Source organism: Bradyrhizobium sp. INPA03-11B (assembly GCF_040446015.1).
GTDB classification, from domain to species: Bacteria; Pseudomonadota; Alphaproteobacteria; order Rhizobiales; family Xanthobacteraceae; genus Bradyrhizobium; species Bradyrhizobium macuxiense_A.
Window position 1 is genome coordinate 1 of record NZ_JASGSR010000043.1, and the last position, 13,309, is coordinate 13,309.

Below are 13,309 nucleotides of genomic sequence, written 5' to 3' on the forward strand. Positions count from 1 at the left end.
GGGTTGGGGTGGGGGTCTCTCCCCGAATCGTATCGTGGAGAGAGCCCCCACCCGCAACGCATCTGACGATGCGTTACGGCCTCCCCCGCAAGCGGGAGAGGCGGGAGCAAGTGGCTATGCCGTCGCAAACAATCGGAATCTCCCACTCACCGACGCCGTCGCACGGTCGCTGTTCAAGCTGATGGCCTACAAGGACGAATACGAGGTGGCGCGGCTGCATATGCAGACGGGCTTCCTCGACGAGCTCAAGCGCACATTCGATGGCGACTTCACGGTACAGTATCATCTCGCCCCGCCCTTCCTCCCGGCGCGGCGCGATGCGCGGGGCCGGCCGAAGAAGCGCGCGTTCGGGCAATGGATCCAGACGCCGCTGCGGTTGCTCGCGGGCCTGAAAGGACTGCGTGGCACGCCGTTCGATGTGTTCGGCTACACCGCGGAGCGCCGGGCCGAGCGCGAACTGATCACTTGGTACGAGGCGCTGATCGATATGATCATCGGCAAGCTCGATGCCGCCCGCCTGCCCGATCTCACAGCGATTGCAAAGGCGCCAATGGAAATCCGCGGCTATGGGCCGGTCAAAGACGCCGCGATCGACAAGACCAAGGCGGAGGTGGCGCGGCTGACCGCATTTCTCACCTCCGTCCCGTCGGATACGGGCGACGGCTCAGGCCGCCGCGCCGCGCTTGGCGGGTGAGATCAAGCCGACCACGAGGCTCGCCAGCACCGCCACCACGATGTTGAGCAAGAGCGCACCGAGCCCAACATAGAAGGTGTAGCTGGCATCGCCGAGCGAGATGCTGGCGAGCGGCTTCAGCCCGTTGCTCCACGCCGTGTAGGTGCCCCAGCCGATGCCGACGGCCCAGCCGAGCAGCAGGCCCTCGGCGCGGAACCAGACGGTGAACAGGCCGAACACCAGCGCCGGCAGCGTCTGCACGATCCAGAGGCCGCCGAGCAGTTGCAGGTCGAGCGCATATTGCGTCGGCAGGAACAGGATGAAGGCCAGCGCACCGACCTTCACCACCAGCGAGGTGATCTTGGCCACCGAAGCCTCACCGGCATGCGAGATGTCCGGATTGACATAGGACTTCCAGACATTGCGGGTGAACAGGTTGGCGGCGCCGATGCTCATCACCGCGGCCGGCACCAGCGCACCGATCGCGATCGCTGCGAACGCGAAGCCCGCGAACCATTCCGGGAACAGGGTCTTGAACAGCATCGGCACCACGTCGTTCGGCGACGTCACCTTGATGTTGGCGGCATAGGCCATGTAGCCGAGCAGCGCGATCAGACCGAGCAAGAGCGTATAGGCCGGCAGCAGGATCGCGTTCTTGCGGATGGTATCCGCCGACTTCGAGGCGAAGATTCCGGTCAGCGTGTGCGGATACATGAAGGCGGCGAGCGCCGAGCCGAGCGCCAGCGTCGCATAGGGCAGATACTGCGAAGGCTTCAGCGTTAGTCCGGTGGCGCCGCCCTTCGCGATGAAGGCGTCGTTGGCGGCCGAGAACACCGCGCCGTAGCCGCCGAGCTTCGAGGGCACCACGACCACTGCCGTCAGCACCACGATGTAGATCATGATGTCCTTGACGAAGGCGATCAGGGCCGGCGCGCGCAGGCCGGAGCTGTAGGTATAGAGCGCGAGGATCACGAACGCGGCGATGATCGGCAGTTCGCCGCTCAGGCCCATCGCCTTGATCACGACCTCCATACCGATCAGCTGCAGCGCGATGTAGGGCATGGTCGCGACCAGGCCGGTCAGCGCCACCGCGAGCTCGAGCGCGCGCGAGCCATAGGCGCCGTGGACCACATCTGCGGCGGTGACATAGCCGTTGGCATGGGCCTTCTTCCACAGCACCGGCATCACGGCGAACACGAAGGGATAGACGATGATGGTGTAGGGCAGCGCGAAGAAGCCGTAGGCGCCGACCGCATAGACCAGCGCGGGCACTGCGATCACGGTGTAGGCGGTGTAGAAATCGCCGCCGACCAGGAACCAGGTGATCCAGGTGCCGAACTGGCGGCCGCCGAGACCCCACTCGTCGAGATGCTCGCTAACCGGGCCGGATTTCCAACGCGCGGCGAAAAAGCCCATCACGGTGACGAGCGCAAAGAAGAAGACGAAGACGGAGAGCGCCACCCAGGCGATGTGATCGGTCATGGCTGCCCCCTCACCGCTGCTCGTCGGCATCGGGCCGCCGGCTGCGATAGACCAGCCAGATCAGCAGCGAGGAGATCGGCACCCAGGCGAGCTGGTACCAGTAGAAGAAGGGAAAGCCGAACAGCGACGGCTCGACGAAATTATAGAACGGTACCCATAGCAAGCCGATGAACGGCAGCAGCAACAGAATCCACATGGTCCTCTCCCAGCCCAGGGCGCGATCCAAACCGGCAGGCTTGCCGGCGTCCCGTCATCAACGACCCCAGGAACCATTCGTTGCGTCTAGAATCACAGTTGCGGCATGGCGATGCAAAAAGATGTGATCGCCAGCCCGGGCAGGCAGCCTACTCGGCCTTGATGCCGGCGTCCTCAATCACCTTGCGCCAGCGCGCCTCTTCGCCGGCGAAGTAGCGGTCGAGCTCGGCCGGAGGCTGCGCCACCATCACGAGGCCCTCATTGACGCTGAGCTTCTTGAAGGCCTCCGCCTGCACCGCCATGGCCGCAGACTTGTTGAGGCGGTCGATGATCTCAGGCGGTGTGTTCGCAGGTGCATAAAGTCCGTACCAGGATTCCGCGGCGTAGCCCGGCACGCCGGCTTCGGACACCGTCGGCAGTTTCGGGAATGACGCAGAGCGCTCAGCCGAGGTCACGGCGATCGCGCGCAATTGCCCGGCCTCGACCAGCGAGGCGCAGCTTGCCACCGTCGTGAACATCACCTGGATCTGGCCGCCCAACAGGTCGGTAATCCCCGGCGCCGCGCCCTTGTAGGGCACGGTGGTGAGATTGACGCCTGCGAGATGCTTGAACAATTCGCCGGCAAGGTGCGCCGAGGTGCCGGTGCCATAAGTGCCGTAGGACAGTTTTTCCGGATCAACCTTCGCGGCGGCGATCAGGTCGCCGATCGACTTGATCGGCGAGGACGGATTGACCACCACGACGTTGAACGACCGCGCCACCAGTGCGACGGGAGCAAGATCCTTGTGCGCGTCGTAGGGCAGCTTGCGGTAGAGGCTCGGATTGACCGCGTTGGCGAAGGTCGCCATCAGCAGCGTGTAGCCATCGGGTGGGCTCGCGGCGACGCTCTGCGTGCCGATGATGGTGCCCGCCCCCGGCTTGTTCTCGATGATGACGGTGACGCCGAGATCCTTCTGCATCTCCTGCGCCAGCGTGCGCGCCACCACATCAGTCCCGCCGCCCGGCGCGAACGGCACTACGATCTTGACGATGTGGTCGGGATAGGCCGCGCGCGAAGGCGTGTGCGGCAGCACGCATGCTGCGAGCGCGAACAGGAGCGATGCGAGAAGACGAAGCGGCATGGCGGGCCCCGGCGGCAGGCGGTGGGTTCTTGATACACGCACATGCCATGCAAGGGATGCTGGTCCGTCATGACGCTGGAGGAAGTGTTGAGCTGTTAGTCCCGTCATCCTGAGGAGCGCGTAGCGCGTCTCGAAGGATGCACGGCCCGCGCCGTGGCCGATTCATCCTTCGAGACGCCGCTTCGCGGCTCCTCAGGATGACGGGGAGAGATCGGAGTGCGTACTTCCCGCAAAGCCGGCTTAACCGCCTCACGAATACGGATTGATCAGCTTCTGCTGCTCGGTGGCGTGGCGCACCAGGAGGTCGATGAAGGTGCGCACCTTCGCCGAGAGATGATGGCGGTGCGGATAGATCGCGTTCATCGTGAGCTCGACCGGCCGGTATTCGGGCAGCAGCCGCACCAATTGGCCGGACTCCAGCTCGTCGCGGACCAGGAAGCCTGCCGCGAGGAAGACGCCGACACCGGCGAGCGCCGCGAGCTTCAGCGTCTCGCCGCTGTTGGAGACCAAATTGCCGGAAACGCGCACCGCGGCCGGCGTGCCCTTGCGGTCGGCGAAGCGCCATTCGTCGCCATAGGGGTAGTTGGCGTGGCGCATGCAATTGCGCACGGAGAGATCGGCGAGTTGTTCGGGCTTGCCCTGCTGCGCGATATAGCCGTGGGACGCGCACAGCACGTGGCGCCAGGTCGCGATGGTGCGCACGATCAGGCTGGAGTCCGGCGGCGGGGTCATGCGCACCGCGAGATCGTAATTCTCGTCGATCAGGTCGGCGTTGCGCTCGCCGATCGCGAGATCGACCTTGACCTCCGGATAGGTCGCCAGGAACTCAGCGACCGCCGGCGACAGGAATTGCACCAGATGCGTGTTGGTGAAGATGCGCAGCGTGCCGCGCGGCACCGATTGTTGCGCACCGGCGACCTCATCGGCCTGCTCAATGTCGGCGAGGATCTGGACGCAGCGGTCGTAATAGGCCTGGCCGACCTCGGTGAGGCTGACCTTGCGCGTGGTGCGGTTGAGCAGACGGGCGCCGAGCCGGTCCTCCAGCGACTGGACGTGGTTGCTCACCATTGTGGTGGACATGTTGAGCTTGCGGCCGGCCGCGGAAAAGCCGCCGGAATCCACGACCCGGACGAACGCGGTCAAACTGGTCAGGCGATCCATGCGGCAAGGTCCGGATTATCAGCGCTGGCTTGATAATGCTTCCAGTTTTATCGGGATTATCACAGCGGGGAGGACATTGCATCTAAGGGGCCGTAACTGGCGCCCTTTCTGGAAGGACGCGAATGTTCGGCCAGGAGAAGACCATGTCGACGACCACCTATGTCCCTGAAGAACCGGCCAAAATCGGTCTCCGCCCGTCGCGGCAAACGGTCAAGCGGGTGAGCCTCGGGCTCGCCGCCCTGCTCGGCATCGCCGTGGCCGGCGACTTTGGCTACGACTACGTCACCACCGGCCGCTATCTGGAGTCCACCGACGACGCCTATGTGAAGGCGGACTCCACCATCATCGCCCCGAAGGTGTCCGGGTACATCGCCAAGGTGCTGGTCACCGACAACCAGCCGGTGAAGGCCGGCCAGCTGCTGGCTGAGATCGACGACCGCGATTACCGCACCGCGCTCGGTCAGGCCAAAGCCGACGTCAACGCCGCGGAAGCCTCGGTGCGCAACCTCGACGCCCAGCTCGAATTGCAGCAGCCGATCATCGACCAGAGCACCGCCGACGTCACCGCCGCCGAGGCCAATCTGAAATTCGCCCAGGAGGAGCAGACCCGCTACGACGGGCTGATGAAGTCCGGCTCCGGCACCATTCAACGCGCGCAGCAGACCGACGCCGCACTGCGCGCCAACACCGCGCAATTGCAGCACGCCAAGTCGGCGCTGTCGGCGGCGCAGCGCAAGGTCGACGTGCTGACCACCCAGCGCGCCCAGGCCGCAGCGCAAGTCGATCGCGCCCGCGCGGTCGAGCAACAGGCTGAGCTGAACCTGTCCTACGCGAAGATCACCGCGCCGGTCGACGGCACGGTCGGCGCCCGCACGCTGCGCGTCGGGCAATATGTGCAGGCCGGCACCCAGCTGATGGCGGTGGTGCCGCTGGATGCGGTCTATGTGGTCGCCAATTTCAAGGAGACGCAGCTGACCCATGTGCGCAACGGCCAGCCGGTCGAGCTCACCGTCGACAGCTTTCGCGGCACCACGCTGAAGGGCCATGTCGACAGCCTGTCGCCGGCGAGCGGCCTCGAATTCGCGCTGCTGCCGCCCGACAACGCCACCGGCAATTTCACCAAGATCGTGCAGCGCGTGCCGGTGAAGATCGTGCTCGACGATCACAGCCTGACCGGCTTGCTGCGGCCGGGCATGTCGGCGATCCCGACCGTCAACACCAAGGCAACGGTGCTGGCCGAGCGCGAGCAGAAGCGGCGGCTGGCATCAGCGGCGCGGCCGAGCGGCGGCTAGGCCGAAGCACTTCTTCAACCGGCTTGGCGCGATCGATCACCCCATCGGTGGTCGATCGCGTTTTGCTGTGCCGTCCTCCCTGCTCGCTTCTCCTTCGCGCCGCAAGCGCCGGCGGAAGGGCTCCCTCCCCCCTTGTGGGGGAGGGTTGGGGAGAGGGGTGCCGCTTGCGCTGGCGCTTGTTGGTTTGCGATGAGGCCGCTGTCGAGAGTGACGTGTACGGCAAGATTGAAACACCTCGCACCAAATCTCTGACGTCAGCGCCCGGGGCCACCCCTCTCCCCACCCTCCCCCACAAGGGGGGAGGGAGCCAATCCAGCGTGCTCACCTCACTAATCGACACACCGAACGACGCGCCGAACCACAACCGCAGTCGCAGCCACGCGCCCATTATCAATCGAGAACGGACAATCCTTCCAGTCTTTCCCGGATTATCGAAGGCGGCCGCCCAATACATGTTGAGTGGGTAAGCGAGAGAACACCACGATGACCGCACTCCAGCCCACAGCCAATGCCGCCAACGCTGCCCCCACCGCCCCAGCAGCGCCTGCAACACCCGTGATCCCGGCCAGGACCTGGATTGCGGTGATCGGCTCCACGCTCGGCGCGTTCATGGCGGTGCTCAACATCCAGATCGTCAATGCCTCGCTCGCCGACGTGCAGGGCGCGATCGGCGCCGGGATCGATGATGGTGGCTGGATCTCGACCTCGTACCTGATCGCCGAGATCGTGGTGATCCCGCTGTCCGGCTGGCTCGCGCAGGTGTTCTCGGTGCGGATCTATCTGCTCACCAATGCCGCCCTGTTCCTGGTGTTCTCGGCGGCGTGCGCGCTGGCGCAGGACCTGCCGCAGATGATCGCGCTGCGCGCGGTGCAGGGCTTTACCGGCGGCGTGCTGATCCCGATGGCGTTCACGCTGATCATCACGCTGCTGCCCAAGGCGAAGCAGCCGATCGGACTCGCGATGTTCGCGCTGTCGGCGACGTTCGCGCCCGCGATCGGCCCGACCATCGGCGGCTATCTCACCGAGAACTGGGGCTGGCAGTACATCTTCTACGTCAATCTGGTGCCCGGCGCCGTGATGATCGCGATGCTGTACGTCTCGCTCGATCCGAGCCCGATGAAGGTGTCGCTGCTCCGTCAGGGCGACTGGCTCGGCATCATCACCATGGCGATCGGCCTCGCCGCGCTGCAGACCGTGCTGGAGGAAGGCAACAAGGACGACTGGCTCGGCTCGCCCTTCATCGTGCGCCTGTCGGTCATCGCAGCCGTTGCGCTGGTCGCCTTCCTGATCGTCGAATTCACCGTCGAGAAGCCGCTGCTCAATCTGCGCCTGCTCGCCCGCCGCAATTTCGGCTTCGGCATGCTGGCCAACTTCCTGCTCGGCATCGCGCTGTACGGCTCGGTGTTCATCCTGCCGCAGTATTTGTCGCGCATCCAGGGCTACAACGCCGAGCAGATCGGCATGGTGCTGGCCTGGACCGGGCTGCCGCAACTCCTGCTGATCCCGCTGGTGCCGCGGCTGATGCAGCGCTTCGACCCCCGCATCATCATCAGCGTCGGCTTCGCGCTGTTCGCCGGCTCCAACTTCATGAACATCTTCATGACCAACGACTACGCCACCGACCAGCTGTTCTGGCCCAACATCGTCCGCGCCATCGGCCAGGCCCTGGTGATGGCCCCGCTGTCGGCGGTGGCAACCGCCGGCATCGAGCTGGAGAACGCGGGCTCGGCGTCCGCTTTGTTCAACATGATGCGCAATCTCGGCGGCGCGGTCGGCATCGCAGTGCTGCAGACGGTCCTGACCAAGCGCGAGCAGTATCACTCCAACGTGCTGATGCAGTCGGTGTCGCTGCTGGAGCAGGCGACGCGCAGCCGGATCGACCAGCTGACGCAGTATTTCATGAACCATGGCGTCGCCGATCCGGCGTCGGCCGCCAACCGCGCCATCGGCGCGATCGGCAAGATCGTGCAGAAGCAGGCCTACATCCTCGCCTTCAGCGACACCTTCTATCTGCTCGGCGTGGCGCTGATCGTCGCGCTGGCGGCGACACTGTTCCTGAAGAAACCCGGCCAGCTCGCTGGCGGCGGTGCGCACTAACCTAGATCACAACCAAGGAGAACGACCATGAAACCCCGTCTGAACTTCTATCAGGCCGCCCCCGAAACCATCAAAGCGCTGGTCGCCGTCGAGAGCCAGATCAATGCGAGCGGTCTCGAGCAATCGCTGATCGAGCTGGTCAAGACCCGCGCCTCGCAGATCAACGGCTGCGCCTACTGCATCAACATGCACACCGAGGATGCCCGCAAGCACGGCGAGACCGAGCAGCGGCTCTATCTGCTCAATGCCTGGCGCGAGTCGCCGCTCTACAGCGAGCGCGAGCGCGCGGCGCTGGCCTGGACCGAGGCATTGACGCTGGTGTCGGAGACGCACGCGCCCGATGCCGACTACGAGGCCGTGCGGGCCCAGTTCACCGACAGCGAGCTGGTCAACCTGACCACGCTGATCGGCGCCATCAACGCCTGGAACCGGATCGCGATCGGCTTCCGCGCGGTGCATCCGGTGAAGGTGAAGGTGGCGGCGTGAGCGGTGACGCGCGTCGGAAATTCAGCGGTGCGCACAGTCTATCACCGTCACCCTGAGGAGCGCGTAGCGCGTCTCGAAGGGTCGACGGCCCAGCCGCGGGGCCGTGCATCCTTCAAGGCTCGCTCCGCTCGCACCTCCAGCGACAAAGGCGAAGCCTTTGCGCGGGGATGACGGGTCTACCTTTCGCGCCAATCGACCCTAAACCGCGGTCGCCTTTGCGAACTCGACATAGATCTCGCGCAGGCGGTCGGTGATCGGGCCGACCTTGCCGTTGCCGACCTTGTTGCCGTCGATCGCGACCACGCCTTGCACGAACACCGAGGCGCTGGTGATGAAGGCTTCCTTGGCGGCGAGCGCTTCCTCGACCGTGAAGGCGCGTTCCTCGATGCGGAGCTGGCGCTCCTCGGCGAGCTTGACCACGGCCTTGCGGGTGCAGCCGGGCAGGATCTCGTTGCCGTTCTGGCGCGTCACGATGACGTCGTCCTGGGTGACGATGAAGGACGAGGACGAGCCGCCCTCGGTGACCTTGCCGTCCTCGATCATCCAGGCCTCGCCGGCGCCGGCCGCGGCCGCGGCCTGCTTGGCCAGCACTTGCGCGAGCAGCGCCACGCTCTTGATGTCGCGCCGCTCCCAGCGGATGTCGGGCACCGTGATGACGTTGATGCCGGTCTTGGCCGAGGGCGCGTTGATGATGTCCTTTTCCGAGGTGAACATCACGAGGGTCGGCTTGACGTTCGCCTCTGCCTTCGGGAAGGCGAAGTCGCGTCCCTTGTCGGCGCCGCGGGTAACCTCGAGATAGACCATGCCGTTGACGAGGTCGTTGCGCTTGACCAGCTCCTTCTGGATCTCCTCGATCCGCTCCAGCGTCTCCGGCAGCGCAAGCTGGATCTCGCCCACCGAGCGCTTCAGCCGCGCCAGATGCGAGGCATTGTCGATCAGCTTGCCCTCGAGCACCGCCGCCACCTCGTAGATGCCGTCGGCAAACAGGAAGCCGCGGTCGAACACCGAGACCTTGGCCTCGGAATGCGGCACGTACGAGCCGTTGACGTAAGCGATCTTTTCCACGCGAGTTCTCCTGCGGACGAAGGGGGAGTTTCAGGCCTTCGTATACGCAAAATGTTAACGGGGGAAAACCCCTGAGGGGCCCCGTGGCCCTTCCCCGTCATTGCGAGCGCAGCGAAGCAATCCATGGCTCCGCACACGCGGATAGATGGATTGCTTCGTCGCTGGCGCTCCTCGCAATGACGGAGGAAGGACCGATGCCTCAGTGCTGCAGGATCTTCGACAAGAACTTCTGCGCGCGGTCGCTGCGCGGCGTGCCGAAGAAGTCGGCCTTCTTGGCGTCCTCGACGATCTCGCCGCGGTCCATGAAGATGACGCGGTCGGCGACCTTATTGGCGAAGCCCATTTCGTGGGTCACCACCATCATGGTCATGCCCTCGCGGGCGAGGTCGACCATGACGTCGAGCACCTCGCTGATCATTTCCGGGTCGAGCGCCGAGGTCGGCTCGTCGAACAGCATCGCGATCGGGTCCATCGCAAGCGCGCGTGCAATCGCGACGCGCTGCTGCTGACCGCCGGACAATTCGGCCGGAAACTTCTTGGCATGCTCCTTCAGCCCGACGCGCTCCAGCAGCTTCATGCCCTTGGCGGTGGCATCCTCAGACTTGCGGCCCAAGACCTTCTCCTGCGCGAGGCGGAGATTGTCGATGATCCGCAGATGCGGGAACAGCTCGAAGTGCTGGAACACCATGCCGACACGCGAGCGCAGCTTCGGCAGGTCGGTCTTGGGATCGTTGACCTTGACGCCGTCGAGCACGATGTCGCCGCCCTGGATCGGCTCCAGCGCGTTGACGCATTTGATCAGGGTGGACTTGCCCGAGCCGGACGGGCCGCAGACCACCACCACCTCGCCCTTGGCGACGCTGGTGGTGCAGTCCTTCAGCACCTGGAAGGTCGGCCCGTACCATTTATTGACGTGATTGATCTCGATCATGTTTGACTCAAAGGTTGCAACGGGCTCGCTTTGAACACCTCTCCCATGGGGAGAGGTCGGATCGCGCTTGCGATCCGGGTGAGGGGTTCAACTCCATCGATAGGCCGAAGCCCCTCACCCGGCGCTACGCGCCGACCTCTCCCTGTGGGAGAGGTGAAGGGGTCCGTGCCCCGAACTGAAATCCGCATGTAAAAACTACCTTACAATGGCGATGCGCGCCTGCAGGCGGCGGACACCAAAGGACGCGACACAGGAAATAACGAAGTAGACGAGCGCGGCGAACAGGTACATTTCGACCAGACGGCCGTCGCGCTGCGCGACCTTGCTGGCGGCGCCGAGGAAATCCGGGATCGACAGCACGTAGACCAGCGAGGTGTCCTGGAACAGCACGATGGTCTGGGTCAGTAGCACCGGCAGCATGTTGCGGAACGCCTGCGGCAGCACGACGTAGCGCATCGACTGCGCATAGGTCAGGCCGAGCGCGCTGGCCGCAGCCGGCTGTCCCTTCGAGATCGACTGGATGCCGGCGCGCATGATCTCGGAGAAATAGGCCGCCTCGAATGCGATGAAGGTGATCAGCGAGGAGGCGAAGGCGCCGACAGTGATCGGCCGCGACGCGCCGGTCACCCACTGCCCGATATACGGCACCAGGAAGTAGAACCAGAAGATCACCAGCACCAGCGGCAGCGAGCGGATGAAGTCGACATAGAAGCCGGCGATGCGCCCGAGCACCTTGTAGCTCGACAACCGCATCAAGGCGATCAGGGTGCCGAACACCAGGCCGCCGAACGCTGCGAGCGCCGTCAAGGTCAGCGTGAAGCGCATGCCCTCGAGGAACAGATAGGGCAGTGCGCGGCGGATGACGTCGAAATCGAAATTGCCGAGCATCGTCATTTGCCCGTGATGTAGCCGGGGATCGCGACGTAGCGCTCGAGGAAGCGCATCGCGGTGACCACGACGAAATTGAGGAGAAGATAGAGCACCGTTGCTGCCGTGAAGGCCTCGAACACCTGGAACGAGAACTCCTGCATCGACCGCGCCTCGCCGGTCAGCTCGATCAGGCCGATGGTGATGGCGACCGCGCTGTTCTTGATGGTGTTGAGGAACTCGGAGGTCAGCGGCGGCAGGATGATGCGAAACGCCATCGGCAGCAGCACGTAGCGATAGGTCTGCTCCGTGGTGAGGCCGAGCGCGGTCGAAGCCTGTTTCTGGCCGCGCGGCAGCGAGGTGATGCCGGCCTGCAATTGCACGGCGACGCGCGCCGACATGAACAGGCCGACGCCGATCGCGGCGGTCCAGAACGGCGCATTCGGCAACTGCTTCAGCCACAGCCCGGCGGATCTCGGCAGCAATTCGGGCAGCACGAAGAACCACAGGAACAGCTGCACCAGGAGCGGCATGTTGCGGAAGAATTCGACCCAGCAGAAGCCGATCCAGGACGCCGTCCGCGACGGCAGCGTGCGCAGCACGCCGATCACCGAGCCGGACACCAGCGCGATGATCCAGGCGAGCACCGAGACCTTGACGGTGACCACCAGTCCCGACAGCAGCAGGTCGAGATAGGTGCCGGTCCCCATCGGGTTCGGCTCAAGAAAGATGTGCCAGTTCCAATTATAGTTCACGGGTCCCCCACGCGGCCGCGCCGGTCACGCTTGACGGCAACGTCTGCGCATCCAAACGCGATGCGCCGACGATATGCAAATGTCCGGCCATTCTCCTCCAAAAATGGCCGGACACGCTTACTTTAGCAAACCCGCCCTCAAGAGGCGGGCCTGTCCCCGTCATTGCGAGGAGCGATAGCGACGAAGCAATCCATGTGTCCGTACGCTCGGTGGCAATGGATTGCTTCGCTCCGCTCGCAATGACGCGGAAGGAGTTGGACTCCCTTACTTGTACGAATCCGGATCCGGCGAGTCCGACGGCTTGGCGAATTCGTGCTTCAACTCCGGCCCGAGCTCGACGTTGAGGGTCAGGCCCTTCGGCGGAATCTTCTGCATGAACCACTTGTCGTAGATCTTCTCGCCTTCGCCGCTGGTGTAGAGCGCCGCGGTGGCGGCGTCGACGACCTTCTTGAACGGCACGTCATCCTTGCGCAGCATGATGCCGTACGGCTCCGGCTTGGAGAACGCATCCTTGGAGATGACGTAGTCGCCCGGCGACTTCGAGCCGGCGACGAGGCTCGCGAGCAGGATGTCGTCCATCACGAAGGCGACCGCGCGGTCGGTCTCGACCATCAGGAAGGCTTCGGCGTGATCCTTGGCCGGAATGATGTTGGCGCCGAGGCCGCGCGCGACATTGGCTTCGGTGAGCTGCTTGATGTTGGTGGTGCCGGCGGTCGAGACCACCGACTTGCCCTTCAGATCGTCGATCGACTTCAGCCCGCTCGACTTCTTGAAGACGTAGCGGCTGGCGGTCAGGAAGTGGGTGTTGGTGAACCAGACCTGCTTCTGGCGCTCGGCATTGTTGGTGGTCGAGCCGCATTCGAGGTCGACGGTGCCGTTGGCCATCAGCGGGATACGGGTTGCCGAGGTCACCGGGTTGAGCTTGACGTCGAGCTTGTCGAGCTTGAGCTCCTTCTTCACGGCATCGACGATCTTGTAGCAGATATCCATGGCGTAGCCGACGGGCTGCTGGTTGTCGTCGAGATAGGAGAACGGAATCGAAGAATCGCGATAGCCGAGCGTGATCGCGCCGGTGTCCTTGATGTTCTTCAGCGTTCCGGTCAGCTCCTCGGCCTGCGCCTGGCTCGCGCCGAATGCGGCGGCGACCGCGAAGCCGATGAGAAATTTGCGTGTCATACGTCTAC

General features: G+C 64.5%; 13 protein-coding genes. 4 read left to right on the forward strand and 9 right to left on the reverse strand.

Going from position 1 to position 13,309, the window contains the following annotated elements:
• Positions 1 to 694 (forward strand): DUF6537 domain-containing protein (locus QMZ05_RS19455; protein WP_353702212.1); only part of this gene is annotated, 694 nt, incomplete at its 5' end.
• Here the strand turns inward: QMZ05_RS19455 and mctP are convergent.
• The 4 genes from mctP to QMZ05_RS19475 all read right to left on the reverse strand — a co-directional run bounded on the left by mctP (position 665) and on the right by QMZ05_RS19475 (position 4,632).
• Positions 665 to 2,155: a monocarboxylate uptake permease MctP gene (gene mctP, locus QMZ05_RS19460; RefSeq protein WP_353702213.1), complete on the reverse strand. Its 1,491-nt coding sequence runs from the start codon at positions 2,153 to 2,155 to the stop codon at positions 665 to 667. The genes QMZ05_RS19455 and mctP overlap by 30 nt on opposite strands.
• A 10-nt stretch (positions 2,156 to 2,165) precedes the next feature.
• A complete protein-coding gene (locus QMZ05_RS19465) occupies positions 2,166 to 2,351 on the reverse strand; it encodes a DUF3311 domain-containing protein (protein ID WP_028332977.1) in 186 nt (61 codons plus the stop codon).
• A 148-nt stretch (positions 2,352 to 2,499) separates the two neighbouring features.
• A complete protein-coding gene (locus QMZ05_RS19470) occupies positions 2,500 to 3,471 on the reverse strand; it encodes a tripartite tricarboxylate transporter substrate binding protein (protein WP_353702214.1) in 972 nt (323 codons plus the stop codon).
• 249 nt (positions 3,472 to 3,720) lie between these two features.
• Positions 3,721 to 4,632, reverse strand: coding sequence for a LysR family transcriptional regulator (locus QMZ05_RS19475; protein WP_353702215.1), 912 nt, complete (start codon positions 4,630 to 4,632; stop codon positions 3,721 to 3,723).
• Between the two features lie 143 nt (positions 4,633 to 4,775).
• Between QMZ05_RS19475 and QMZ05_RS19480 the strand changes: the two genes are divergently transcribed.
• The 3 genes from QMZ05_RS19480 (at position 4,776) to QMZ05_RS19490 (ending at position 8,507) form a co-directional block, all read left to right on the forward strand.
• Positions 4,776 to 5,924 carry an HlyD family secretion protein gene (locus QMZ05_RS19480; RefSeq protein WP_353702216.1) on the forward strand — a complete coding sequence of 383 codons (1,149 nt, stop codon included), beginning with the start codon at positions 4,776 to 4,778 and terminating at the stop codon, positions 5,922 to 5,924.
• Between the two features lie 483 nt (positions 5,925 to 6,407).
• Positions 6,408 to 8,021, forward strand: a complete 1,614-nt coding sequence (locus tag QMZ05_RS19485) for an MDR family MFS transporter (RefSeq protein WP_353702217.1) — start codon at positions 6,408 to 6,410, stop codon at positions 8,019 to 8,021.
• Positions 8,022 to 8,048: 27 nt separating this feature from the next.
• A complete protein-coding gene (locus tag QMZ05_RS19490) occupies positions 8,049 to 8,507 on the forward strand; it encodes a carboxymuconolactone decarboxylase family protein (RefSeq protein WP_279710528.1) in 459 nt (152 codons plus the stop codon).
• Positions 8,508 to 8,705: 198 nt separating this feature from the next.
• Here the strand turns inward: QMZ05_RS19490 and QMZ05_RS19495 are convergent, their stop codons facing one another.
• The 5 genes from QMZ05_RS19495 to QMZ05_RS19515 all read right to left on the reverse strand — a co-directional run bounded on the left by QMZ05_RS19495 (position 8,706) and on the right by QMZ05_RS19515 (position 13,301).
• Entirely contained in the window at positions 8,706 to 9,572 is an 867-nt protein-coding gene (locus QMZ05_RS19495) for a D-amino-acid transaminase (RefSeq protein WP_353702218.1), read from the reverse strand.
• A 199-nt stretch (positions 9,573 to 9,771) separates the two neighbouring features.
• Positions 9,772 to 10,503, reverse strand: coding sequence for an amino acid ABC transporter ATP-binding protein (locus QMZ05_RS19500; RefSeq protein ID WP_050422850.1), 732 nt, complete (start codon positions 10,501 to 10,503; stop codon positions 9,772 to 9,774).
• A 195-nt stretch (positions 10,504 to 10,698) separates the two neighbouring features.
• The gene (locus QMZ05_RS19505) at positions 10,699 to 11,391 is read right to left on the reverse strand and encodes an ABC transporter permease subunit (protein WP_353702219.1); all 693 of its coding nucleotides are present in this window, start codon (positions 11,389 to 11,391) and stop codon (positions 10,699 to 10,701) included.
• A gap of 2 nt (positions 11,392 to 11,393) precedes the next feature.
• On the reverse strand, positions 11,394 to 12,125 hold the full coding sequence (locus QMZ05_RS19510) for an amino acid ABC transporter permease (protein WP_353702220.1): 732 nt from the start codon (positions 12,123 to 12,125) through the stop codon (positions 11,394 to 11,396).
• A gap of 264 nt (positions 12,126 to 12,389) precedes the next feature.
• Positions 12,390 to 13,301 carry an amino acid ABC transporter substrate-binding protein gene (locus QMZ05_RS19515; protein WP_353702221.1) on the reverse strand — a complete coding sequence of 304 codons (912 nt, stop codon included), beginning with the start codon at positions 13,299 to 13,301 and terminating at the stop codon, positions 12,390 to 12,392.
• Positions 13,302 to 13,309 lie beyond the last annotated feature (8 nt).